Consider the following 22,759-nt stretch of genomic DNA (forward strand, 5'->3'; position numbering starts at 1 on the left):
AAACGGAACTCGGCCTTTATAAATGAAAAAGCTAAATAAAATCAGAATCATAGCGCGCCTAAACTTTAGGCGAAAGCCCGCGGATTAGGCATCGTCGTTCTGTAGAGTCTCGGCAAGTGCTTCCCGTCAGCGCGCCGGTGACTATTCTTTTGCCACCGGCGCCGCATGGCCTAGTTCTTCAGTTTGACCTCGCCGTCCTCTTCGCCACTCCAGTAATGGATGCGATCGGCATGGACCTTGATCATCGCTACGCCCTTGGTGTCGATACCATCCTTGAACCAGTCGTCGAGGTCCTTGGTCCAGTGTTCCTCAAAGGCCTTCTTGTCGCGCACGACCTCGGCATTGCCCTCGACGGCGATCGAGAAGAACTGCTTCCCCTGGAATGTCAGCGAGACCTTCGGGTTACGCTCGATATCGGAGACCATGCGCGAATCCGACCATGTGAAATAGTAGGAGTCGCCATCGTAATCGACCTCCTGGTTGTTGCTCATCGGCCGGCCGGCGATCGCGCCGCCGTCGGTATGGGTCGATAGCATCGCGACATCGATATCGCGCATCTTCTTGGAAATATCCGCAAGGCTCATCTTCGTCATGACTGGCTCCTCCATTGTCCAGTCGAAGAAACGGCCACGGCGGTTTTAAGTTCAATGATGATCGTGCATGCACTGGCCGTGATCGGCCAGGATCTCGATGACCCGGCACTGATCGACGCGCCCGTGGCAGCAGCCCTCCACCATGGTCTCCAGCTCCGCCTTCAGCGCCGTCAGGCTGCGGATACGCTGCTCGACCTCGATGAGACGGGCCTTGGCGATGGCATCGGCGGATGCGCAGGATTGATGCGGATCGTCCTGCAGCGTCAGCAGCGCCCGGATGGCATCGACCTCGAAACCGAGCTCGCGCGCGTGCCGCACGATGGCCAGCCGCCGGATATCCGACACTTCATACGAGCGCTGGTTGCCCTCGCTACGGCTTGGGGCAGCCAGCAATCCGATGCTTTCGTAATAGCGGATCGTCGGCACCTTGACGCCACTCTGACGCGCGGCATCTCCAATGGTGATTTTTTTCATGATCGCCTCTTGCACCTCTAGTGACTAGAGGATGTAGGAAGAAAACCGGTAGAAGACAAGGAACCGGATCATGGCCGAAACATCCCAGGCAAAATACCGCGTCGGCGGCATGGACTGCGCCTCCTGCGCGGCAAAGATCGACACGGCGGTGCGCCGCGTGCCTGGCGTCGAGGATGTCTCTGTCTCCGTGACTGCCGGTACGATGACGGTGCGCCACGATGGCAGCAGCGATCTCGGCACCATCGAGAAACGCGTCACCGGCCTTGGCTATTCCGTCGTGCCGATGGCGGCGGGCGGCAAAGATGCGAGGCGCGAAAAGGCCGCTGTCCACCACGACCATTCCGGACATGACCACAATCACGAGCATGATCATGCCGGACATTCGCATGATGAGCCCGAAATCCCCGGCCTGCATGGTCATGATCACACGCCATCCAGCGGCCCCTGGTGGAAAAGCAGCAAGGGAAGGCTCACCATCCTGTCTGGCGCGGCTTTCGTCATAGCCTATGCGGCGGGTCACCTTGTCCCGGCGATCGCGCCTTACGCATTCATGGTCGCGATGCTGATCGGTCTTGTACCCATCGCAAGGCGGGCGGTGATGGCGGCGCTGGCCGGCACGCCGTTTTCGATCGAGATGCTGATGACCATCGCCGCCGTCGGCGCCGTCGTCATCAATGCGGCGGAAGAAGCCGCAGCCGTCGTCTTCCTCTTCCTTGTCGGCGAGTTGCTGGAAGGCGTTGCGGCGGGCAGAGCCCGGGCAAGCATCCAGTCGCTGACCGCGCTCGTGCCGAAAAGCGCGTTGCTTGAGGAAAACGGCGCAACCCGCGAAGTCCCGGCCGAGACGCTTGCCGTCGGCGCCATCATTCTGGTGCGCCCCGGCGACCGGATCTCGGCCGACGGCATCATCGTCTCCGGAGAAAGCGCAATCGACGAAGCGCCCGTTACAGGCGAGAGCGTTCCAGTTCGCAAGACGCCTGACGATACCGTCTTTGCCGGAACGGTGAATGGCGATGGCGCATTGCGCATCCGCGTCACCGCGGCATCGGCCGACAACACCATTGCCCGCGTCGTCAAGCTCGTCGAGGAAGCGCAGGAATCGAAGGCGCCAACCGAGCGTTTCATCGACCGCTTCTCGCGCTACTATACGCCCGGTGTCGTCGCAGTTGCCGCACTGGTCGCCATCCTGCCGCCTCTTGTCGCAGGCGGCGCCTGGGATGAATGGATCTACAAGGGGCTGGCGATCCTGCTGATCGGCTGCCCATGCGCGCTGGTGATCTCGACGCCCGCCGCCATCGCCGCCTCGCTCTCGGCAGGTGCGCGCCGCGGGCTGCTGTTGAAGGGTGGTGCCGTGCTGGAAGGCCTCGGCAAGATCAACGCCGTGGCGCTGGACAAGACCGGCACGCTGACCGAAGGCAAACCGAAGGTTACCGACATCGTCTCCTTCGGCACGTTGACCCAGGCGCAGATCCTGTCGCGCGCTGCCGTGCTCGAGCGCAATTCGAGCCACCCTCTGGCATTGGCAATCCTCAACAGGGCGACGGCCGAAAAGCTGCCGGTCCCGCCTGCCCTTGAAGCCTCGGCTATTGCAGGCAAGGGAATGAGCGGCCGTGCCGGTGGTGAGAAGCTCGACCTCTTTTCCCCTGCCGCCGTGCGCGAGCGGCTGACCGACCAGCAGGGCGAAGCGATCCAGACACTGAACGACGACGGCAAGACCGTCTCGATCCTTCTCGTCAATGATACGATTGCCGGTCTGGTTGCCATGCGCGACGAAGCGCGAGACGACGCGCGGGCCGGCCTCGACGGTCTCAAGGCCCGCGGCGTCAAGATCGTCATGCTGACGGGCGACAATGCCCGCACCGCCCAGGCGATCGGCAAGCAGCTCGGTATCGATGTGCGCGCCGAACTGATGCCTGAAGACAAGCAGCGCATCGTCGGCGAATTGAAGCGCGAGGGCTTCACTGTTGCCAAGGTCGGTGACGGCATCAACGACGCCCCGGCGCTTGCCGCCGCCGATATCGGCATCGCGATGGGTGGCGGAACCGATGTCGCGCTCGAAACCGCGGATGCGGCGATCCTTCACGGGCGCGTCGGCGATGTCGCGGAGATGATCGCACTGTCGCAGCGGACGATGCGCAACATCTTCCAGAACATCACCATCGCGCTCGGTCTCAAGGCGGTTTTCCTGGTCACGACGATCATTGGCGTCACCGGTTTGTGGCCTGCAATCCTGGCCGATACCGGCGCAACGGTGCTCGTGACGATGAACGCGCTTCGCCTGCTCAAGCCGCGCGGATGAAAGCAGCGGCGCTGCGGAACATTTTGCCGTCTCGTGCATTGAGGCATCCGGGCGGATTGCGCCCTGGCGATTTCAGCGGGAGGACACCATGGATCGCAGGAATCTTACGGCATTGCTGGGCATATTGGCCGTTGCGGGCTACCAGAACCGCGACAAGATTGCAGCCACGCTTCGCGAACTGACCGGCGGCGCGCAGCCGCAAGCCTCAGGCAACCAGCCTGGCGGAGCCGCGCCGCAAGCGGATGGTGGAGGCCTGGGCGGTCTCCTTGGTGGCATTCTCGGCGGCGGGCAAGATGGCGGCGGCGCGACACAAACCGGCGGCCTCGGCGGTTTGGGTGGCCTTCTCGGCGGCCTTGCCGGTGCAGGCGGCCTTGGCGACCTGCTGAAAGGCGGCTCGGCCGGCGGCATATTGAGCGGCGGCCTTGGCGGCCTGCTCGATCACTTCCAGCAGAACGGCTTCGGCGATACGGCGAATTCCTGGGTTTCCTCTGGCGAGAACAAGCCGATCGACAACGGCCAGCTCTCCCAGGCCCTCGGCCCCGATATTCTCGACGAGCTCGCCAAGGCGACCGGCCTCGACAAGGACGACCTTCTCGCCCGCCTCTCCAAGACCCTGCCGCAGGCGGTCGACGGGTTGACGCCGCAAGGCCGCGTGCCCGACGCAGGCAGCATCAGCGCCTGATCGCTGCACACGGAAAAGCCCGGCGCAGTTTCCCGCGCCGGGCTTTTCTTGTCTTCCTGGGAGGAAAATCAATCGACGGCGAAGACCAGCGGCTTGGCCTGGCGGATCGCTGCATTGGCGGTCAGCTTGGCAAGAACTTCGTCGTTCAGCGGCCCATCGACATAGAGCAGCGCGATCGCATCGCCGCCCTGCTTGTCACGGCCGAGCTGGAAGTTGGCGATATTGACGCCGGCCGAGCCGAGCGTCGTGCCGATGAAGCCGATCATGCCGGGGACGTCGGTGTTGGTGATATAGACCATGTGCGAGCCGACATCGGCGTCAAGGTTGATACCCTTGATCTGGATGAAGCGCGGCTTGCCGTCCGAGAACACCGTACCGGCGATCGAACGCGTCATGGTGTCGGTCTTGACCGTCAGCTTGATGTAGCCGTCGTAGACACCGGTCTTGTCGCGCTTGACCTCGGAGAGGACGATGCCCTTTTCCTTGATCATAACAGGCGCCGAAACCATGTTGACGTCCGCCACCTGGCTGCGGATCAGACCGGCGAGCGTTGCCGAGGTCAGCGCACGGGTGTTCATGCCGGCGGTGACGCCGTCATAGAGGATCTCGATTTCCTTGATCGGCTCGTCGGTGACCTGACCGACGAAGGCGCCGAGAACATCAGCCAGCTTGATGAACGGCTTCAGAAGCGGTGCTTCCTCGGCGGTGATCGACGGCATGTTGATGGCGTTGGAAACCGCACCCTTGACGAGGTAATCCGACATCTGCTCGGCAACCTGCAGAGCAACGTTTTCCTGGGCTTCCGTGGTCGATGCGCCCAGATGCGGCGTGCAGACAACGTTCGGCAGGCCGAAGAGCGGGCTTTCCTTGGCAGGTTCGACTTCGAAAACGTCGAAGCCAGCGCCGGCGACATGGCCGGACTTGATAGCTTCCGCCAGTGCAGCTTCATCGACCAGACCACCGCGGGCGCAGTTGATGATACGAACGCCGGGCTTGGTCTTGGCAAGGTTGTCCTTGCCGAGAATGCCGCGGGTCTTGTCGGTCATCGGCACATGCAGGGTGATGAAGTCGGCCTGGGCGAGCAGCTCGTCGAGCTCGACCTTGGTAACGCCCATTTCCTGGGCGCGTTCGGCCGACAGGAAGGGGTCGTAAGCCAAGACATGCATGCCGAGGCCGATCGCCTTCTTGCAGACGATGCCGCCGATATTGCCGGCGCCGATGACGCCGAGCGTCTTGCCGGTGATTTCGACACCCATGAACTTCGACTTTTCCCATTTGCCGGCTTGCGTCGAGGCATCGGCCTGCGGCAGCTGGCGGGCAACGGCAAACATCAGCGCAATGGCGTGTTCGGCCGTGGTGATCGAGTTGCCGAAAGGCGTGTTCATGACGATGATGCCGCGGCGCGAGGCAGCCGGAATATCGACATTGTCGACGCCGATACCGGCGCGGCCGATGACCTTGAGATTGGTCGCCGAAGCGATCAGCTTCTCGGTGGCTTTGGTGGCCGAGCGGATGGCGAGACCATCATAGTTGCCGATGATCTCGGCGAGCTTGTCCTTGTCCTTGCCGAGCTGCGGCTGGAAATCGACTTCGACGCCGCGGTCGCGGAAAATCTGGACGGCGGTTTCCGACAGTTCGTCGGATACGAGAACGCGAGGTGCCATTGTGGGCTTCCTTCAAAAGTGTTCAGCGATGGATGAAATCAGGGATGCTGGGCTCCGCCATTCCGGCGGAGCCTTATGCGATCAACTCAGGCAGCAGCCTGGGAAAGCGTGACCTTCTGCGTTTCGAACGCCCAGGAGAGCCACGGCATCAGCTTCTGCATGTCGGAAGCTTCGATGGTGGCACCGGCCCAGATGCGCAGGCCCGACGGGGCGTCGCGGTAAGCGCCGATGTCATAGGCAACGCCTTCCTTCTCGAGGAGAGCGACGAGACCCTTGGCGAAATTTGCCTGGCCATCGGCATCGAGAGCGGTGACATCCTTGTCGACGATCTTCAGGCAGATGGAGGTGTTGGAAGCCGTTTCGGCCTTGACCGCGAGGTTGGCGATCCAGTCATTGGCGGCGATGAAGTCGGCGATGACCTTGGTATTGGCATCGGCGCGCGCCATCAGCGCCTTCAGGCCACCGAGCTTCTGGGCCCAGAGCAGCGCATCGATATAGTCCTCGACGCAAAGCATCGACGGCGTGTTGATGGTTTCGCCGGTGAAGATGCCCTCGATCAGCTTGCCGCCCGAGGTCATGCGGAAGATCTTCGGCAGCGGCCAGGCCGGTGCATAGGTCGTCAGGCGTTCGACAGCGCGCGGCGACAGGATGATGACGCCATGTGCGCCCTCGCCGCCGAGAACCTTCTGCCAGGAGAAGGTCACGACATCGAGCTTGGCGAAGTCCATGTCCTGCGCAAAGGCAGAGGACGTCGCGTCGCAGATCGTCAGGCCCTTGCGGTCAGCCGGGATGAAATCGGCATTGGGAACGCGGACACCCGAGGTGGTGCCGTTCCAGGTGAAGACGACGTCGCGGTCGAAATCGATGGTCGAGAGGTCAGGCAGCTCGCCGTAATCGGCTTCGATCTTGCGGACGTCGTTCAGCTTCAGCTGCTTGACGACATCGGTGACCCAACCGGCGCCAAAGCTTTCCCAGGCGACCATGTCGACGCCGCGCTCGCCGAGCAGCGACCAGAGCGCCATTTCGACGGCGCCGGTATCGGAGGCAGGAACGATGCCGATGCGGTAATCCGCCGGCACTTCCAGAATTTCACGGGTGAGATCGATCGCCTGCTTCAGCTTCGTCTTCCCGACTTTCGCGCGGTGCGAACGGCCAAGCGGCGCGTCGGAGAGAGCTTCGAGCGACCAACCGGGGCGCTTCGAGCAAGGACCAGAAGAAAAATGAGTGTTATTCGGACGGACGTCCGGCTTTGCGGTGGCAGCGGCCATATGTATACCCTTCCAGGTAATTAGCCTCTCGTTGGGGAGAGGTGTCCCGCCGCCGTAGATACAGACCTCGCCCGTCATGGTCAACGAAGAAGTGTCGCACACTGAGGATTTTTTGACGCAGGTACGACGCGAGGCCTCAAACGCAAAAAGCCGCCCGAAGGCGGCTTTCGCAAGATCCATAGAAATCGGATTACTTGTAGACAGGCTGCTGCAGCGGAATTTCCGGCTGCGGCTCGTAGGCAACGGGCTGCTCGCAACCGCCGAAGAGGTAGCGTGCACCGGCGCGGACCTCGTGGACGTTGAAGCCCTTGTCGCGGCCCGGGCCGCCGTTTTCAGCGTAACCGAACATGTTGCCGCCATCGACATGCAGGAAGCGGTAACCGACATCAGCCTTGACGTTGCAAGTGACGTCGATCGATGCACCGGCCATGAGAGCGTAGCTGAAGCGCCAGTCGCCCTTGCCGTTATGCGTGACGGTATCGTCGCAACCAAAACCGCTGCCGCTGGTGTCGCAAGACGTGTTGCGCAGATCTTTCCACTTAACGTAGGAGCCACCGATACCGGCACCGACATAAGGCGTGAAGACGCCGTAGGTGCCAAGATCCACATAGGCATTCGCCATCAGCGTCCATGCCGTCAAGGAAGACAGATCGGTCGAAGAGCAGGTGACCTGGCAGGCACCGAAGGCAGAACCGCCGCCGGTCGTCGAGCCGTGGAAGTCGCTCTTGCCGAGATAGTCGAGCGTCAAGTCGGTACGCAGGTAGCTGTTGACCTGATAACCAACACCGCCGCCAACGGTGAAGCTGTCCCGCAGGTCCGAGGTAGTGAAGTCCACTTCGTCAGCGGAGCTTCCGCCCTGATAGAACTTGGCACCGCGCAGATCGTTGAAGCCATAACCGACATCGCCGCGCAGGTACCAGCCGGTCGCTTCGGTAACAGTCACCTCAGGCGGCATTTCCGGAACCGGCTCGACCGGAGCGAGATCGGCCGCCAGTGCATTCGAGGTCATAAGCAGTGCGGCGAAGATGCCGGCCAAGCCTTTTTTCATGATCCACTCCAAAGAAGTTACATTGGCCGAGCGCGAGCCTGCCAATCTGATACGCTTTGTCTGGATAATGAACGGGAAACGTTAAAACCCGCTTAACTACGAATATTTACCGTGTTTGTTCATAGAGCGGACACCATAATTCTTGCGGCAATAAAAAACCGGCGCTTGTGGCGCCGGTTCAATGCAAGACATCGGGCGGATCTTACGCCGCGCTGCGGACGTTCGAGATCGTTCCGATCAGGTCGTTGACAATGCGCTCGATCTGGGCGCGGTCGTCGCCCTCGGCCATGACGCGGATCAGCGGCTCGGTGCCCGACGGGCGAATAACGAGGCGGCCGTTCTTCGACAGCTCGGCTTCGGCATCGGCAATCGCCTTCTGCACCTGGATATCTTCAAGCGGCTTGCCGCCGGAGATACGCACATTGCGCAGCAGCTGCGGCACGGGCTCGAAGCGGCGGCAAATTTCGCTGACGGTCTTGCCGGTCCGCTTGACGGCAGCCAGGATCTGCAGCGCCGCCACGAGGCCATCACCGGTCGTGCCGTAGTCGGACATGACGATATGGCCGGATTGTTCGCCGCCGACGTTGAAATTGTTCTGGCGCATATGTTCGACCACATAGCGGTCGCCGACCTTGGTGCGTGCCAGCGTCATGCCCTTGTCCTCAAGGAAGCGTTCCAGGCCGAGGTTCGACATCACGGTTGCGACAATGCCATTGCCGCGCAGCTGCTGGCTTTCGGCCCAGCTCTCGGCAATCACAGCCATGAGCTGGTCGCCATCGACGACGGCACCGTTCTCATCGACGATGATCACACGGTCTGCGTCTCCATCGAGCGCGATGCCGATATCGGCCCGGACTTCATCGACCTTCTTCTGCAGGGCAACCGGGCTGGTCGAGCCGCAATTTAGGTTGATGTTGGTGCCATTCGGCTCGTTGCCGATGGTGACAACCTCGGCCCCGAGCTCCCAGAGAGCGGCGGGCGCAACCTTGTATGCAGCGCCATTGGCGCAGTCGATGGCGATCCTCAGGCCCTGAAGCGTCACGTCGCGCGGCAGTGTGCGCTTGGCATGCTCGATATAGCGGTCATGGACGCCATCGACGCGCTTGGCGCGGCCGATATCGTCGGACTTGGCGAGCTGACTGGACAGGTCTCTTTCAAGAAGGTCCTCGATCTGCTGCTCGATATCATCGGAAAGCTTGTAACCATCCGGGCCAAAAAGCTTGATGCCGTTGTCTTCGTAAGGATTGTGCGACGCCGAGATCATCACGCCAATATCCGCGCGCAGCGAGCGCGTCAGCATGGCGACAGCAGGTGTCGGGATCGGGCCGAGAACGAAGGCATCGACGCCGGCAGCAGTAAAACCCGCAACCATCGCGTTTTCGAGCATATAGCCGGACAGGCGTGTGTCCTTGCCGATGACCACGCGGTGGCGGTGATTGCCGCGGCGGAAGATGGTACCGACCGCGATGCCGACCCGCATCGCCAGATCCGGCGTCATCGGGAAAATGTTCGACTGGCCGCGAATGCCGTCCGTGCCGAAGTAACGTCTCTTCATATGTACCCCTATGCTTCCGGCGCGCCAAGCAGACGGCGCCATGTGCCAAGCAAATCCTGGCCGCAAGAACGAATCAATTCGTTCGATGTCTCTAACGCGGCCTGCTCATAATAGCGGCATGCCACAAAACGCAGGCGCCATCACGTCAATTACCGCGAAAACCGATTATATCGCGTTACCGATACGAGAAGGCCGGATTTCCTGGGGAAACCCGGCCTCTCTTAAGCTTAGGCTTTCGTACTTTCGGTCAATGCGGCTGCGGCTCGAGGCCACCTTCCGTTTCATCGCCCTTCGATGCCGGGCGTGCGCCCGCCTTCGGAACAGCCGAACCGCGGCTCGGCGGTGAATCGTCGCCGAGATCGCGCGCCGGCTTTTCGCCGCGGATCAGGGCCTTGATCTCTTCACCGGTCAGCGTTTCGTACTCGAGCAGACCTTCAGCAATCGCAACGAACTCGTTGTGATTGTCCGTCAGGATCTGACGTGCCTCGGCATAGGCTTCCTCGATCAGGCGGCGCACTTCGCTGTCGATCTTCTGGGCCGTCGATTCCGAGACGTTCTTCGACTGCGAAACAGAATGGCCGAGGAAGACCTCCTGCTGGTTTTCGCCATAGGCGACCTGGCCAAGCACGTCGGAGAAGCCCCACTGGGTGACCATGGCGCGGGCAAGCTTTGTGGCCTGCTCGATGTCGGAGGACGCACCCGAGGTGATGTTCTCCTTGCCGAAGGTCAGCTCTTCCGCGATACGGCCGCCCATCATGATCGTCAGGCGCGACACCATCCACTTGTAGCTCATCGAGTAGCGGTCGCCCTCGGGGAGCTGCATGACCATGCCGAGAGCACGGCCGCGCGGAATGATCGTTGCCTTGTGCAACGGATCGGCCACGGCAACCTTGAGCGCGGTGATGGCGTGACCGGCCTCATGATAGGCGGTCAGCTTCTTCTCGGCTTCGGTCATGGCGGACGAGCGGCGCTCGGCACCCATCATGATCTTGTCCTTGGCGTCTTCGAACTCCGCCATGGTGACGACGCGCTTGTTGCGGCGTGCGGCCATCAGGGCAGCTTCGTTGACGAGGTTCATCAGATCGGCACCGGAGAAACCGGGCGTACCGCGGGCCAGAACCTTGAGATCGACGTTCGGTGCCAGCGGCACGTTACGGGCGTGAACCTTGAGGATACGCTCGCGTCCGACGATATCGGGGTTGGGAACCACGACCTGGCGGTCGAAACGGCCCGGACGCAGAAGTGCGGGGTCGAGAACGTCAGGACGGTTGGTCGCTGCGATCAGGATGATGCCTTCGTTGGCTTCGAAGCCGTCCATCTCGACGAGGAGCTGGTTCAGCGTCTGCTCGCGTTCATCGTTACCGCCGCCGAGACCGGCGCCACGATGGCGGCCGACGGCGTCGATTTCGTCGATGAAGATGATGCAGGGCGCGTTCTTCTTGGCCTGTTCGAACATGTCACGGACGCGACTTGCGCCGACACCGACGAACATTTCGACGAAGTCGGAACCCGAGATCGTGAAGAACGGAACGTTGGCTTCGCCGGCAACCGAGCGCGCCAGCAGCGTCTTACCGGTACCCGGAGGACCGACGAGCAGCACGCCGCGCGGGATCTTGCCGCCGAGACGCTGGAACTTCTGCGGATCGCGCAGGAATTCGACGATTTCTTCGAGGTCCTGCTTGGCTTCATCGACACCGGCGACGTCTTCAAACGTCACGCGGCCATGCGCTTCGGTGAGGAGCTTGGCCTTGGATTTGCCGAAGCCCATCGCGCCGCGCGAACCGCCCTGCATCTGCCGCATGAAGAACAGCCAGACGCCGAGGATCAGCAGCATCGGCAACAGCGTGCCGAGATAGCTCAGGAAGCCTGAAGAACCGTCGGTCTCCGGGCGGGCCGAAACCAGGACGTTCTTCTGCTGCAGGCGATCGAGCAGGTTGTCGTCGATCACAGGAGAATAGGTCTGGAAGGTGGTGCCGTTTTCAACATAGCTGCCCGAGACACGGTTGCCCGTGACCACGACTTCCTTCACACGGCCCGCATCAACCTCACGCAGGAACTGCGAGTAAGGGATTTCGCGCGAGCTGGTCTGTGCCGGCGTCGTCTGGAACATGCTGAAAAGAGCGATCAGCAGCAGAGCTATGATCGCCCACAAGGCGAAATTACGTAAGTTAGGGTTCATCGAACTCCCCAGCACTGGAACAGCCGCCTCATGGCGGCCGTCTTATTTGAACTCTAACATAGGGTTGCGCCGTGTCATTGCCAAGGCGATCCGGTCCGTCAGATGGTTTTTCCGTCAATAAGACCTAAAGGTGGCCTTGGATAGGGGCGTGTTCCAAAAGCCGCCGCGAGGCGTTGGGCGAACTTGAAGTCGAATCGTGTCAAAAAGCGGTCGAATGGCGCAAAATACGGGATGACCTCCATGTCCCCGGAAAATGCTCCGGACACGATTGCGTCATCTCCCGCAAACACGGCCGGAGCCGCAGCCATTGCGCGCTTGAGGGCTGATCGCGGTAGGCGATCGTCAACGTCATTTTGCGCTGGCATGGCACCCTGCTTTTCGACACGGATTTCCGAGCCGGAATGGTTGGCGATCACAAACCGCCCGTCCCATATGGCGGAGGCGCCCTGCGCAAGCGCGAGTGGCAAGATGCCGCGGTCTTCGCGCGTCAGGTAAAGACCATCCCGCCGTCTGTCGAAGACCACGCGGCCAGCGGTCACCCTCCCCGGCTCGCCAGTTCCGAGAAATGCCAGCACCCGTTCGAGCGACGAAGACGAGAGCGGAAACGCCTGTCCGCCGAAAACCGCTGCCAGACGCCCGAGCCCGTAGCAGAAGGCCGGATCGCGAACATCGATCCCTTGTGGCGAAACGCGCCCGAGGCCGGGGTCGGCGAGAGAGAAATGCCGGTCGAGCCAGTCTGCAGCACTTTCCGCAAGCGCCGCTCTCGTTTCCATGGAAGGCATGTCGAGGCGGTCGGCGCTTTGCACAGCGAGGGCTGCGCGCATTCGAACGCGCTCATATTTCATGTCCTCGTTGCTCGGATCATCGGACCAGCCGATATGGCTGGCGGTGAGCAGCGCGCGAATGCCGCTACGGCTGCAGGCCAGCAGCGGCCGGGCGATCCAGATGCTGCGATCGAACAGCATGGCGTCGGCAATCCCGGTCTCGGCTGCGGACGTGGCGCCACGGCCGGCGCGCATCGCCAGCGTTTCGATCTGATCGTCGAGCGTGTGGGCGGTGACAACAAGATTTGCGCCGAATTCCCGGGCGGCACCGGCGAGCAACTGATAGCGGGCCTCGCGCGCAGCGGTCATGATGCCGGTCTTCGGCTTCGGACCTGTCCAGCGGCAGATCAGGTGATCTATGGAAAGCGAATGGCAGAGAGCAGCGGCAGCGCGCGCTTCATCCGCAGAGCCAGCACGCAGATCGTGATCGACGGTGGCGGCGCAGAGCGAGAATTTCGATTGGAATTTGATGGCTTCATTGAGCGCGACGAGAAGGCCGGTGGAATCGCTGCCCCCTGAAATCGCGACGAGAATGCGCGTGGGTTCGGCAAGCGATCGGAGAAAGCGGCTGACCGCAGCCTCGGGCGGCAGGATGGCTTCCGGAGACAAACCGGAAACCCTTAGCAGGCGAGACGCTTCTGTTCGCTCGCGACCTTGCTTATGACGGCGCGCGATGCCTTCGGATAGCGCTTCGAGACTTCCTTGAGCGTGGCGCAGGCCGTATCGGTGTTGTCGAGCGCTGCCAGCGACATGCCGAGCTTAAGCAGCATTTCCGGCGCCTTCTCAGACGAGCCGTATTTCTGATGCGCGTTCAGGAAGGTCTTGGCTGCTTCATTGAACTTGCCCTGCGAATAGAGGGCTTCGCCCAGCCAGAAATTCGCATCCGCCGCCCGGGCGCTGCCCGGATACTGGGCGATGTACTGGGTGAATTCCTGCTCCGCCGTGCCGTAGTCGCCTGAGAGAACATGGCCGTAGGCAGCTTTGTACTGGTCGGCCTCGCTGCCGAGCGATGCCGTCTGCTGCGGCGAAGCGCCGGAGCCCGGAGGTGGCAGCGGCGCGGAGCCGACCTCGGCGCCCGGATTGACCGTGCCGCCGATCGGATTGCCGTTCTGGTCGAAGTCCATCGAACCCAGCTGCTGCGGCGGCTGGCCGAGACCGCTGTTCGACGGCACGTCGTTGGAGGGAGCCGTTTCGGCTCCCTGCGGTGCTTCGATAATGGTCGCAACATCATCGCCGCCCTGCCCTTGAGAACCGGCCTGCGCCTGGTTCGTCGATGCGGGGGGAACGTCGGCTTCGCTCTTTTTGGTGCCCTTGGTGGTGCCGCCGGTCGAACCGCCGCCAGCGCCGCCGCCGCCCTTTTCAAGCTGCTGGAAACGGAACTCGTTGTCTTCCTGCGTCTTGCGCAGCGATTCCTGCATCTGCAGGATCTGATAGCTCATCTCTTCGATGCGGCCGTTCAGCTGGCGCAGCTGATCTTCCAGCTGCTGGACCCGCATTTCCGTGCCGCTGCTCTGCACGTTGACGACGGGAGGCTGCGCCTGCGTCTGCACCGGCTTGCCGCCAAGGTTCAGACCGAGAAACGAGGCGGAATACGCCGCTCGCTCGGTCCCCGTCACAGCCGCGAGGCAGAGCACCCCTGCCACGACATATTTCTTCATAGGTATCGTCCTGTCCCAGTGATTCTTCGCGCCCCGATGGCACGAACAGGAGATTTTGCCAATTGCTTTCAAAAAGCAACGGAGTCTGGCCAAAGTGTGTTCAAAAAGAAAAGGCGGCCCGCGAACGGACCGCCTTTCCAAAATGTAATGCGATTTCCGCAGATTACATGCCTGCGCCACCGAGAACGGTCACGGCGCGGCGGTTCTGCGACCAGCAGGAAATATCGTCGCAGACAGCAACCGGACGTTCCTTGCCGTAGGAGATCGTCTTCAGGCGCTGAGCCGGAACGCCGCGCGAAGCGAGGTAGTCCTTGGTGGCAGCCGCACGGCGGGCACCGAGAGCCAGGTTGTATTCGCGCGTGCCGCGTTCGTCGGCGTGGCCTTCGACGGTGATCGCGTAGTTCGGGTAGCGGGCAAGCCACTGTGCCTGACGGTCGAGCGTCTGGGCAGCGTCCGCGCGGATCGACGTGGAGTCGGTGTCGAAGAAGATGCGGTCGCCGACGTTGACGGTGAAGTCCTGAGCCGAACCCGGCGTTGCTGCACCGGCGCCAAGGCCGAGATCGCCAGCGCTGTTGGCCATGTTCTTCTTGTTGGCGCAGCCTGCGAGAGCGAGGCCAGCGACGAGCGCGATCATGACGGGGTTGCGGGCGAGGCTCTGCATGCGGCTCATTGCCGGGGTATGAATTCGGCTCATGGCCGGGTCTCCTTGCGACTTCATCAGGGTTGCCGGACTGTAACCGTACGAGGTTAATCGGCGCTCAAGAAGTATGGTTAATGATTTACTGATTTGTCCCTACATTGCCCATTTTCAGGACTTTGCGGCGACATGAAGGCGTATTCCGGGCCGTCCACTACTCCAGCAGCGGCGACCATGCCGGGTCGGAAGCGTAGTTCGGAGTCTTGATGAGCTGTTCGTTGTAGCCCGTCAGGTCGATCGAGTAGAGCTGCGGACCACCGGCACCGGCGGCCTGGCGGAAGAACATCAGCACGCGGCCGTTCGGAGCCCAGGTCGGGCCTTCGTTATGGAAACCCGTCGTCAGGATGCGCTCGCCAGAGCCGTCAGGCTTCATCACGCCGATCGAGAACTTGCCGCCCGACTGCTTGGTGAAGGCGATCAGATCGCCACGCGGAGACCAGACCGGCGTCGAATAGTTGCCGTCGCCGAAGGAGATACGCGTCTGGCCGGAGCCATCGGCATTCATCACATAAATCTGCTGGTGGCCGCCACGGTCGCTTTCGAAGACGATGCGGCCGCCATCCGGTGCATAGGACGGCGACGTGTCGATCGCCGCCGTCGAAGTCAGGCGCGTCGTGGTGCGCGAACGCAGGTCCATCGTGTAGATATTGGCGTTGCCTTCCTGCTGAAGGCTCATCACCACCTTCTGGCCGTCAGGCGAGAAGCGCGGCGAGAAGGTCATGCCGGGGAAGTTGCCGACCACTTCGCGCTGTCCGGTTTCCAGCTGCAGCAGATAGACGCGCGGCTGCTGGTTGGCGAAGGACATGTAGGTGACTTCCTGGCGGTTCGGCGAGAAGCGCGGCGTCAGAACCAGGTCGCTGCCGTCGGTCAGGGTGCGAACGTTGAAGCCGTCCTGGTCCATGATGGCGAGCTGGCGCTTGCGCTGCTGCTTGGTGCCGGATTCCGAAACGAAGACGACGCGGGTGTCGAAATAGCCCTCTTCGCCGGTGATCTGCTTGTAGATCGCGTCAGCGATGATGTGGGCCACGCGGCGCCAGTTTTCCGGCTGCGTGTAGAACTGCTGACCGGTCATCTGCTGGCCGGCAAACGTATCCCAGAGACGGAACTCGGCGCGCAGACGGCCATCGGCCTCCTGCGTCACACGGCCGGTCACCAGCGCCTGTGCATTGATGACCTTCCAGTCCTCGAAGCGCGGAGCGGCATCGGGATTGGAGATCTTCTCGATGAAGGCGTTCTTGTTGACGGGCGCGAAGAGACCCGAGCGCTGCAGGTCGGCGGCGATCACCTGAGAAACCTGCGCGCCCATGTCGCCCTGCAAGAAGTCGGTGACGGCGATCGGCAGCGGCTGAACGTTACCCTTGTTGATGTTGATTTCGACGAGCGCGTTCGCGGGCGTCGTAAAGGCGCCGACGGTGACGAGACCCGCCACCATCATCAAGGCGCGGAGAAGGGAAGACTTTCTCATATGACAGAGGCCTTTCAGCATTTAAATCCCTAGATCGCTGGGATCGAAGTTCACGACGACTTCGTTCCAGGCATCGTATTTATCTTTTGGAAGCGTGGAGAACGGCGCGGACTTCATGATCGCGCGATAGGCACCGCCGGCAAGCGCGCGGCGGGTCGAATCGTTGTCGCCGCCGGTCGCTTCGACTTCGGGCTGGCCGATGATGTTGCCATCTTCGTCGAGCTTCATGTGCACCTTGATGCGCACGTCGCCCATGCCTTCCATGCCCGGAATGACATTCCAGTTGCCGGCGATTGCGCTCTTCAGCGCATCCATCTCACTCATCGACAGCTTCGAAGCACCCTGCGTCGCCTTTTTGGTGCCGAGCGAGGCCTCCTGTGTCGAGCGCTTGGTGCCACCGGCCGAGGGGTCGGTCTTGTTCAGGAGCGCAGAAATATCGTCGGCGTTGAAGTCGCTCTTCATCGACGATGCGGACTTTGCCACGTCGCGCTTCTGATCGTCTTTCTTGTTGTCGGTCGGCTTTTCAGCGGTCTTCGGCTGGTCCTGAGGCTTTTCCGGCGGCTTCTCGGCCTGCTTTTCCTCAGGCGGCTTCACCTGTGGCTTGGCAACCGGGGTCGGGACCTTGTCCGGCAGCGCTTCGGCATCGGGCTTCGGCGCTTCTTCGGGCTTTGCTTCCTCGACCGGCTTTTCCTCCGGCTTCGGCGGGGTCGGCGCGACGTCAGGCTTGGTCTGCGGAATGGAAGCGACTTCCTTCGGCTGCTCGACCTCGGTCTCTTCCTTGTTGATTTCCTTCACTTCGTTCGGGATAGGATCGATCTTCTGCGCCGGCTTCTCGCTCGAATTGGCAGCCGCCGCATCCGTATTGCTCGGCTTGGCGTTCGGCACCGGCGGTGTCTTGAGATCAACCTTGTTGTCGCCGACATTCTCGCCCTGGTCGGGGGTCGGCGGCCGCGTCGTCGGCTTCGGCGCCGACGTTTCCTTCATCGGCGCCTTCTTGTCACCCTGCTGCATCTGGGTGATCGATTCGACCGGCACCAGATCGACTGGCATCGCTTCGAAATCATCAACCTTGAAATGCTCGGGCGAGCCAATGGTCACCAGCGCTGCAGCGAGCACCAGTCCATGCAGAACAGCAGATGTGACGACGCTGGTCTTCATCTTGCTTTCTACTGGTCCTTCTTCTGCTGCGTGACGAGGCCGATATTCTTGAAGCCCGCACCCTGGATGCGCGCCATGACATCAGCGATCACGCCGTAAGGCGCCGTCGCGTCGCCGCGCACGAAGATACGTTCGTTGTAACCCGTCGTCGCAATCGCCTCGAGCTTCGCGGCAATCTCTTCAGCCGGGATCGTGGTTTCCTGCAAGTACACCTGACCGTCGTTCTTGACGGATATGGTGATCGGCTGGGTCTCGGAATTCAGCGCCTTGGCCTGCGTTTCCGGCAGGTCGATCGGCACGCCGACCGTCATCATCGGTGCAGCGACCATGAAGATGATCAGCAACACCAGCATGACGTCGACAAGCGGCGTCACGTTGATTTCGGAAATTACATTCTTGTTCCGGCCACCGCGGCGGCGGCGTCCGCCACCGCTCCCGGAATTACCTCCAACAGCCATACCCATGGTCGTACTCCCGCCGTTCCGTTACTGCGCGGCCTGACGCGGCTGCAGCTTTTCATCGATCTGGCGCGAAAGGATTGCGGAGAATTCATCCGCGAAGCCTTCCATGCGAGCCGAAAGCTTGCCGGCATCGGCGGAGAACTTGTTATAGGCGATAACCGCCGGAATAGCGGCGACGAGGCCGATAGCCGTCGCAAGAAGCGCTTCGGCGATACCCGGCGCCACAACCGCGAGGTTGGTCGACTTCGAGCCGGCGATCGCCTGGAACGAGGTCATGATACCGACAACCGTACCGAAGAGACCGATGAACGGACCGGCCGAACCGATCGTCGCAAGCGAGCCCAGGCGGGACGAAAGTGTTTCAGATTCACGCGACAGCGTCACGTCCATGGCACGGTCGATACGCATCTGCAGACCGATCGGCGAGCGCGCACCGCGCTCGAAGGACTTCTTCCATTCGCGCATCGCCGCAACGAAGATCGCCGCGAGGCCGGTGTTGTTGCGCTCGGAGAGCGTCCTGTAGAGTTCTTCCAGCGACTGGCCTGACCAGAACACCTGTTCGAACTTGTCGAACTGGCGCCGCGCACGGCCATAGGCCAGATACTTGTCGATGACGATCGCCCACGTCCAGACGGAGGCCGCGAGAAGCCCGAGCATGACGAGCTTGACGACGATGCCTGCCTGCATGAACAGCGACCAGAGGCTGACGTCGGCCGTTGCTGCTGCCAATCCTGCTTGTTCCATTGATCCAAAATCCCCGAATCCAAACGCCCGGTGCTTGACCGGGCGGCACAAAAGTGATCTCGCAAGAAATGTCTGGCGACCGCCGCCCTAAGCCCTGGTCAAGCTTGAAGCTTTTCTTCCGCCTTCCTTGCCGTCAAATTTGGTCAAAGGAAGGCGTGCACCGCACAAACTCTGACATTCAGAGTAAGACACCATTATGGTTAACACATCGTTAGTGTCAGAGTGCGACTGAAAGCTTTAATTCAGCTGGGTTTTTCTAGCCGGTGAGCTGGTCCGGCGGCGGAGCACCGCGCATTTCCTGCAGCGCGGCAATTCCTTCACATGAAAGTCATGTTTTTGCAAGAGCCGGTTTGCCTATCCCGGTGGCAACTGAACAGCCACGCCCAGATGCTCAAAATGCCTGATATTCAGCGTCACTACGGTCAACTCTCTGGCGCGGGCGGAAGCAGCGATTAGAATATCGGCAAAGCCGGGGCTTATTCCCCTTCCCGCCGCCTCGTCACTCAAATCACCGGCAGAAAGTGCATCCCCAGTGTCAACGGCGAGAATTCGATCGCCGAATTCGACGATGAGACCCTGCAGCCATTGCTCGAGAACGGCTGCTTTCGACGCGCTCCCTTTCCTGGCAAGCTTGCGGATGCCCCCGCGAATTTCAGCGATGGTGATCGAGGATATGAAAAGACCACTTTCTCCGTTGGCGATCATCCAATTCTTCAATACGTCAGGTACTGAAGGCCTTCCCGGCGCGAACATCGATATCACATTGGTATCGATGAGATATCCGCTCAAAACTCAATGTCTCTCATTGGCGATGGATCGCGTTCGAAAACCACACCACCCGGAAAGGACATGAGATATTCGCCGAAGTTCCGCTTCGGCTTCAGCAACTGCCTCTTGGCTTCCTCCGCCGCCTCGATGGACACGATCACCGCAACCGGTTTGCCATGCCGGGTGATGGTGACGAATTCTCCGTCCATCGCCTCGTCGACAAGAGCCGAAAAGGTCGCTTTGGCATCGCGCAGAGTTACTGTTGTCATTTAGGTGACTGCCAATTGTGACTACTGGTGACTACAATAATCCCGCCGCCGGTGCTTTTCAAGCGTCAGCCGCAATCAGCATCTGCTTCGCCAAGCCCTCCGGCAGGCGGCGCGGCCGGCCCTTGGCGTTGATGACTGCGATGATGACCTTTGCCGAGATCAGCGGCGTTTCGCCGCGGCGGATTTCCTGCGACAGAATCATCTTGGCGCCGCCCGCCCTTTCGGTCCGCGTCACGATTGTCAGGATATCGTCCATCCGAGCCGGGCTCTTGAAGTCAATCTCCATGCGGTGGACGACGAAAACCAGTCCCTCCTCGTCGGCGGTGATGAGCTCGCGCTGTTCGACACCGAGGCAACGCAGGTAATCGGTGCGTCCGCGCTCAAGGAAATGCAGGTAGCGGGCGTGATAGACGAGGCCGGAGAAATCGGTGTCTTCATAATAGACGCGCTGGACCAGCTTGTGGCCCTCGTCCGTCAGCTTGCCCGAAATCGAAAAACTCTCATCCACCATAGCCGTCTCCAGATGGGCATGCCTGCCAAGTCGTTATCGTTCTCCGTCTCCCCCGATAGTGGATGAGCAAGCCGGAGGCAATGCGGCGAGGATTGCAAAGAGGGCTGCATCCGCCGGCCGGCTCGCTGCATCACTGCGAGACACAAAAGACGCTCGCCCGGCGTTTGCTGCCAAGGCCCGCGCAAGCCTGAAGTTGCAGAAACCATCCCTGACGATATCGGGGGATATGATGCAGGTCGCACAGTCGAATGCGCTGAACATACTGCGCAGCACACCACAACAGTCGATTGCGGCCTCCGCAACACCGAGCAGCGACCCGCAGGTGCGCCTGGCCGAGCGCGCCGATCAGGCCCTCGCCACCCTGCAGCAGGACAAGAAATCGTCGTCCGATATCGCCAAGGAACGCGCCGCGCGCAAACTTGCGGAACTGCAGCAGCAGGTGGAGATGCTGAAGAGCGGCGGGCTCTCGCCCGAAGCCACGGCGCGGCTCGCCGCACAGCTGTCACAGAAGATTGCCTCGGCCGCCGCACAATTTGCCTCTTCCATCGCTGGCGCGGGCGTCACGCCAGGTGCTGTTGCGGCTGCTTCCGCCGAAGCGGGCACCGCCGGAACAACGGCCGGTTCTGCTTCCGCAGCTTCCGCCTTGGGCGAAACACCCGCCGATCCGGCCGCCGGAGAAACCGAGCCTGTCGATACCGCGCAGGCACGCAAGGCCTACCAGGACACGGCCGCCGATGGCGAGCAGCAGGCATCAGGCGTGTCGAACGAAGACCGCCTATCGCTGGAAAAGCTGCAGTCGCTTCTGCGCGAGGTCCGTCAAATCCTTGAAAAGGCGATGGATGAAGTGAGAAACGGCAAGACCGGCGGCGACTACACGCAGGCCATGCCGCTTCCAACCGGTTCGTCGGGCATTCCCTCGAGCATCGTCATCTAGCCGATCGGCAAAGCGAACGCCGCTTTCACGCATTGCATTGGCCTGTCAGCGGTTTATGGTTTGCGGCATGCTGACCGATTTCAAGCAACTCAAGGCGGATCTGCGAACCGAACGGCTCGCCCTTCGCGATGCGATCGCCCCAGAAGCGCGCATCGACATGGCCCTTGCCATGGCCGACCACGCAGGCGACGCCGTCGCCTTCGATCCCGGCGCCGTCATTTCAGGCTTCCTGCCGATCCGCTCGGAGGCCGATCTGCGGCCGCTGATGGCGCGGTTTCAGGCCCGCGGTGCCCGCCTTTGCGTGCCCGCCATTCTCGACAAGCAGACGATCGTGTTTCGCGAGCTGGTGCGCGGCGCGCCATTGATCCCGACCGGCTTCGGCACATCGGGCCCAGGGCCGGATGCGCCGGTTCTCGACCCCGACATCATGCTGGTACCGCTCTCGGCCTTCGACGCCCGTGGCCACCGGATCGGCTATGGCGCCGGCTATTATGACCGTGCCATTAGCCTTTTGCGGCAAAAAGGCCGCAAACCGAAGCTCATCGGCATTGCATTCGACTGCCAGGAAGTGGCACATGTGCCCGACGAGCCGCATGACATAAGCCTGGATGCCATCCTGACAGAAAGCGGCCTTCGCTTTTTTGCCTCGTGGATTGGATAGTGAATGCGACTGCTTTTTCTGGGTGACATGGTCGGCAAGACGGGACGCACCGCGGTTTGGGATCGCCTGCCCGGACTGGTCTCCGACCTGAAACTCGACTTCGTCATCGTCAACGGCGAAAACGCTGCCGGCGGCTTCGGCATCACCGAAGACATCTTCCTCGAGACGATCAACGCCGGCGCCGATGTCGTGACGACAGGCAATCACGTCTGGGACCAGAAGGACGCCGTCGCCTTTGCCGGCCGCCACGACCAGTTCCTGCGCCCGGCCAATTATCCGCAGGGCACGCCCGGCCGCGGCTCCGGTCTGTTCTATGCCCGCAACGGCGCCCGCGTGCTGGTCGCCAACATCATGGGCCGCGTCTTCATGCATCCGGAGCTGGACGACCCCTTCAAGTCGGCCGAGGCGATCCTCGCCGCTGCACCTCTGAAGGAGCAGGCCGACGCCATCATCTTCGACTTCCATGCCGAGGCGACCAGCGAGAAGCAGTGCTTCGGCCATTTCGTCGACGGCCGCGCCAGCTTCGTCGTCGGCACCCACACGCATGTGCCGACCGCCGACCACCAGATCCTGAACGGCGGCACCGCCTATATGTCGGACGCCGGAATGTGTGGCGACTATGATAGCTCGCTCGGCATGGACAAGGAGGAGCCACTCAACCGGTTCATCTCCAAGATGCCGAAGGGGCGGATGGAGGCGGCGACCGGGCCTGCGACGATCTGCGGCGTCGGCGTCGAGATTTCGGATTCGACGGGACTGGCCGAGAAGATTGCACCGCTGCGGCTGGGGCCGAGACTGGCGGAGACGATTCCGGAGTTCTGGCGGTAACATTTGACGTTCGCGGGTGGCG

22 protein-coding genes are annotated in these 22,759 nt (G+C 61.6%); 5 read left to right on the forward strand and 17 right to left on the reverse strand.

What is annotated here, in order from left to right:
• Positions 1–170: 170 nt before the first annotated feature.
• Both AC1DNK_RS08900 and AC1DNK_RS08905 read right to left on the reverse strand, forming a co-directional pair.
• The gene (locus AC1DNK_RS08900; protein ID WP_477940541.1) at positions 171–593 is read right to left on the reverse strand and encodes a pyridoxamine 5'-phosphate oxidase family protein; all 423 of its coding nucleotides are present in this window, start codon (positions 591–593) and stop codon (positions 171–173) included.
• 51 nt (positions 594–644) lie between these two features.
• Positions 645–1,067 carry a MerR family transcriptional regulator gene (locus AC1DNK_RS08905; RefSeq protein WP_477940543.1) on the reverse strand — a complete coding sequence of 141 codons (423 nt, stop codon included), beginning with the start codon at positions 1,065–1,067 and terminating at the stop codon, positions 645–647.
• A gap of 70 nt (positions 1,068–1,137) precedes the next feature.
• Between AC1DNK_RS08905 and AC1DNK_RS08910 the strand changes: the two genes are divergently transcribed.
• Both AC1DNK_RS08910 and AC1DNK_RS08915 read left to right on the forward strand, forming a co-directional pair.
• On the forward strand, positions 1,138–3,363 hold the full coding sequence (locus AC1DNK_RS08910; protein WP_477940545.1) for a heavy metal translocating P-type ATPase: 2,226 nt from the start codon (positions 1,138–1,140) through the stop codon (positions 3,361–3,363).
• Between the two features lie 88 nt (positions 3,364–3,451).
• Complete coding sequence (locus AC1DNK_RS08915) at positions 3,452–4,045, forward strand: YidB family protein (protein ID WP_112518003.1); 594 nt, start codon at positions 3,452–3,454, stop codon at positions 4,043–4,045.
• Between the two features lie 68 nt (positions 4,046–4,113).
• Here AC1DNK_RS08915 and serA read toward each other — a convergent pair whose 3' ends face one another.
• From serA to ybgC, 15 genes are all read right to left on the reverse strand, one after another.
• Positions 4,114–5,709, reverse strand: a complete 1,596-nt coding sequence (serA, locus tag AC1DNK_RS08920) for a phosphoglycerate dehydrogenase (RefSeq protein ID WP_112385423.1) — start codon at positions 5,707–5,709, stop codon at positions 4,114–4,116.
• A gap of 86 nt (positions 5,710–5,795) precedes the next feature.
• Positions 5,796–6,977 carry a phosphoserine transaminase gene (locus tag AC1DNK_RS08925; RefSeq protein WP_477940546.1) on the reverse strand — a complete coding sequence of 394 codons (1,182 nt, stop codon included), beginning with the start codon at positions 6,975–6,977 and terminating at the stop codon, positions 5,796–5,798.
• Between the two features lie 190 nt (positions 6,978–7,167).
• Positions 7,168–8,025, reverse strand: a complete 858-nt coding sequence (locus AC1DNK_RS08930; protein ID WP_112385425.1) for an outer membrane protein — start codon at positions 8,023–8,025, stop codon at positions 7,168–7,170.
• A 202-nt stretch (positions 8,026–8,227) separates the two neighbouring features.
• Positions 8,228–9,580, reverse strand: coding sequence for a phosphoglucosamine mutase (glmM, locus tag AC1DNK_RS08935; protein WP_112518006.1), 1,353 nt, complete (start codon positions 9,578–9,580; stop codon positions 8,228–8,230).
• 247 nt (positions 9,581–9,827) lie between these two features.
• On the reverse strand, positions 9,828–11,759 hold the full coding sequence (ftsH, locus tag AC1DNK_RS08940; RefSeq protein ID WP_112385427.1) for an ATP-dependent zinc metalloprotease FtsH: 1,932 nt from the start codon (positions 11,757–11,759) through the stop codon (positions 9,828–9,830).
• Between the two features lie 98 nt (positions 11,760–11,857).
• Entirely contained in the window at positions 11,858–13,192 is a 1,335-nt protein-coding gene (tilS, locus tag AC1DNK_RS08945) for a tRNA lysidine(34) synthetase TilS (protein ID WP_477940548.1), read from the reverse strand.
• Positions 13,193–13,203: 11 nt separating this feature from the next.
• The gene (gene ybgF / locus AC1DNK_RS08950) at positions 13,204–14,241 is read right to left on the reverse strand and encodes a tol-pal system protein YbgF (RefSeq protein ID WP_477940549.1); all 1,038 of its coding nucleotides are present in this window, start codon (positions 14,239–14,241) and stop codon (positions 13,204–13,206) included.
• 163 nt (positions 14,242–14,404) lie between these two features.
• Positions 14,405–14,935: a peptidoglycan-associated lipoprotein Pal gene (pal, locus tag AC1DNK_RS08955; protein ID WP_112385430.1), complete on the reverse strand. Its 531-nt coding sequence runs from the start codon at positions 14,933–14,935 to the stop codon at positions 14,405–14,407.
• A 157-nt stretch (positions 14,936–15,092) separates the two neighbouring features.
• The gene (gene tolB, locus AC1DNK_RS08960) at positions 15,093–16,403 is read right to left on the reverse strand and encodes a Tol-Pal system beta propeller repeat protein TolB (protein WP_112385431.1); all 1,311 of its coding nucleotides are present in this window, start codon (positions 16,401–16,403) and stop codon (positions 15,093–15,095) included.
• A gap of 21 nt (positions 16,404–16,424) precedes the next feature.
• Positions 16,425–17,561, reverse strand: coding sequence for a hypothetical protein (locus AC1DNK_RS08965; protein WP_477940551.1), 1,137 nt, complete (start codon positions 17,559–17,561; stop codon positions 16,425–16,427).
• An 8-nt stretch (positions 17,562–17,569) separates the two neighbouring features.
• On the reverse strand, positions 17,570–18,025 hold the full coding sequence (gene tolR, locus AC1DNK_RS08970) for a protein TolR (RefSeq protein ID WP_112385433.1): 456 nt from the start codon (positions 18,023–18,025) through the stop codon (positions 17,570–17,572).
• A 21-nt stretch (positions 18,026–18,046) separates the two neighbouring features.
• On the reverse strand, positions 18,047–18,766 hold the full coding sequence (gene tolQ / locus AC1DNK_RS08975; RefSeq protein WP_112385434.1) for a protein TolQ: 720 nt from the start codon (positions 18,764–18,766) through the stop codon (positions 18,047–18,049).
• A 354-nt stretch (positions 18,767–19,120) separates the two neighbouring features.
• Positions 19,121–19,555, reverse strand: a complete 435-nt coding sequence (locus AC1DNK_RS08980) for a PIN domain-containing protein (RefSeq protein ID WP_477940552.1) — start codon at positions 19,553–19,555, stop codon at positions 19,121–19,123.
• Positions 19,552–19,803, reverse strand: coding sequence for a type II toxin-antitoxin system Phd/YefM family antitoxin (locus tag AC1DNK_RS08985; RefSeq protein ID WP_477940553.1), 252 nt, complete (start codon positions 19,801–19,803; stop codon positions 19,552–19,554). The genes AC1DNK_RS08980 and AC1DNK_RS08985 overlap by 4 nt, the downstream gene beginning before the upstream one ends.
• 58 nt (positions 19,804–19,861) lie before the next feature.
• A complete protein-coding gene (ybgC, locus tag AC1DNK_RS08990) occupies positions 19,862–20,314 on the reverse strand; it encodes a tol-pal system-associated acyl-CoA thioesterase (protein ID WP_477940554.1) in 453 nt (150 codons plus the stop codon).
• A 226-nt stretch (positions 20,315–20,540) separates the two neighbouring features.
• Here ybgC and AC1DNK_RS08995 point away from each other — a divergent pair, with 226 nt between their 5' ends.
• From AC1DNK_RS08995 to AC1DNK_RS09005, 3 genes are all read left to right on the forward strand, one after another.
• Positions 20,541–21,248 (forward strand): hypothetical protein, encoded by a 708-nt coding sequence (locus AC1DNK_RS08995; RefSeq protein ID WP_477940555.1) that lies wholly within the window; start codon positions 20,541–20,543, stop codon positions 21,246–21,248.
• Between the two features lie 67 nt (positions 21,249–21,315).
• On the forward strand, positions 21,316–21,909 hold the full coding sequence (locus AC1DNK_RS09000) for a 5-formyltetrahydrofolate cyclo-ligase (protein WP_477940556.1): 594 nt from the start codon (positions 21,316–21,318) through the stop codon (positions 21,907–21,909).
• A 3-nt stretch (positions 21,910–21,912) separates the two neighbouring features.
• The gene (locus tag AC1DNK_RS09005) at positions 21,913–22,737 is read left to right on the forward strand and encodes a TIGR00282 family metallophosphoesterase (RefSeq protein ID WP_477940557.1); all 825 of its coding nucleotides are present in this window, start codon (positions 21,913–21,915) and stop codon (positions 22,735–22,737) included.
• Positions 22,738–22,759 lie beyond the last annotated feature (22 nt).

The sequence above is a fragment of the Rhizobium sp. 01N424 genome, from assembly GCF_056399485.1.

Bases quoted from the DNA above. Each gene is read 5' to 3' on its own strand.
- AC1DNK_RS08900 (WP_477940541.1), bottom strand. From the start codon at position 593: ATGACGAAGATGAGCCTTGCGGATATTTCCAAGAAGATGCGCGATATC.
- AC1DNK_RS08905 (WP_477940543.1), bottom strand. From the start codon at position 1,067: ATGAAAAAAATCACCATTGGAGATGCCGCGCGTCAGAGTGGCGTCAAG.
- AC1DNK_RS08910 (WP_477940545.1), top strand. From the start codon at position 1,138: ATGGCCGAAACATCCCAGGCAAAATACCGCGTCGGCGGCATGGACTGC.
- AC1DNK_RS08915 (WP_112518003.1), top strand. From the start codon at position 3,452: ATGGATCGCAGGAATCTTACGGCATTGCTGGGCATATTGGCCGTTGCG.
- serA (WP_112385423.1), bottom strand. From the start codon at position 5,709: ATGGCACCTCGCGTTCTCGTATCCGACGAACTGTCGGAAACCGCCGTC.
- AC1DNK_RS08925 (WP_477940546.1), bottom strand. From the start codon at position 6,977: ATGGCCGCTGCCACCGCAAAGCCGGACGTCCGTCCGAATAACACTCAT.
- AC1DNK_RS08930 (WP_112385425.1), bottom strand. From the start codon at position 8,025: ATGAAAAAAGGCTTGGCCGGCATCTTCGCCGCACTGCTTATGACCTCG.
- glmM (WP_112518006.1), bottom strand. From the start codon at position 9,580: ATGAAGAGACGTTACTTCGGCACGGACGGCATTCGCGGCCAGTCGAAC.
- ftsH (WP_112385427.1), bottom strand. From the start codon at position 11,759: ATGAACCCTAACTTACGTAATTTCGCCTTGTGGGCGATCATAGCTCTG.
- ybgF (WP_477940549.1), bottom strand. From the start codon at position 14,241: ATGAAGAAATATGTCGTGGCAGGGGTGCTCTGCCTCGCGGCTGTGACG.
- pal (WP_112385430.1), bottom strand. From the start codon at position 14,935: ATGAGCCGAATTCATACCCCGGCAATGAGCCGCATGCAGAGCCTCGCC.
- tolB (WP_112385431.1), bottom strand. From the start codon at position 16,403: ATGAGAAAGTCTTCCCTTCTCCGCGCCTTGATGATGGTGGCGGGTCTC.
- AC1DNK_RS08965 (WP_477940551.1), bottom strand. From the start codon at position 17,561: ATGAAGACCAGCGTCGTCACATCTGCTGTTCTGCATGGACTGGTGCTC.
- tolR (WP_112385433.1), bottom strand. From the start codon at position 18,025: ATGGGTATGGCTGTTGGAGGTAATTCCGGGAGCGGTGGCGGACGCCGC.
- tolQ (WP_112385434.1), bottom strand. From the start codon at position 18,766: ATGGAACAAGCAGGATTGGCAGCAGCAACGGCCGACGTCAGCCTCTGG.
- AC1DNK_RS08985 (WP_477940553.1), bottom strand. From the start codon at position 19,803: ATGACAACAGTAACTCTGCGCGATGCCAAAGCGACCTTTTCGGCTCTT.
- ybgC (WP_477940554.1), bottom strand. From the start codon at position 20,314: ATGGTGGATGAGAGTTTTTCGATTTCGGGCAAGCTGACGGACGAGGGC.
- AC1DNK_RS08995 (WP_477940555.1), top strand. From the start codon at position 20,541: ATGATGCAGGTCGCACAGTCGAATGCGCTGAACATACTGCGCAGCACA.
- AC1DNK_RS09000 (WP_477940556.1), top strand. From the start codon at position 21,316: ATGCTGACCGATTTCAAGCAACTCAAGGCGGATCTGCGAACCGAACGG.
- AC1DNK_RS09005 (WP_477940557.1), top strand. From the start codon at position 21,913: ATGCGACTGCTTTTTCTGGGTGACATGGTCGGCAAGACGGGACGCACC.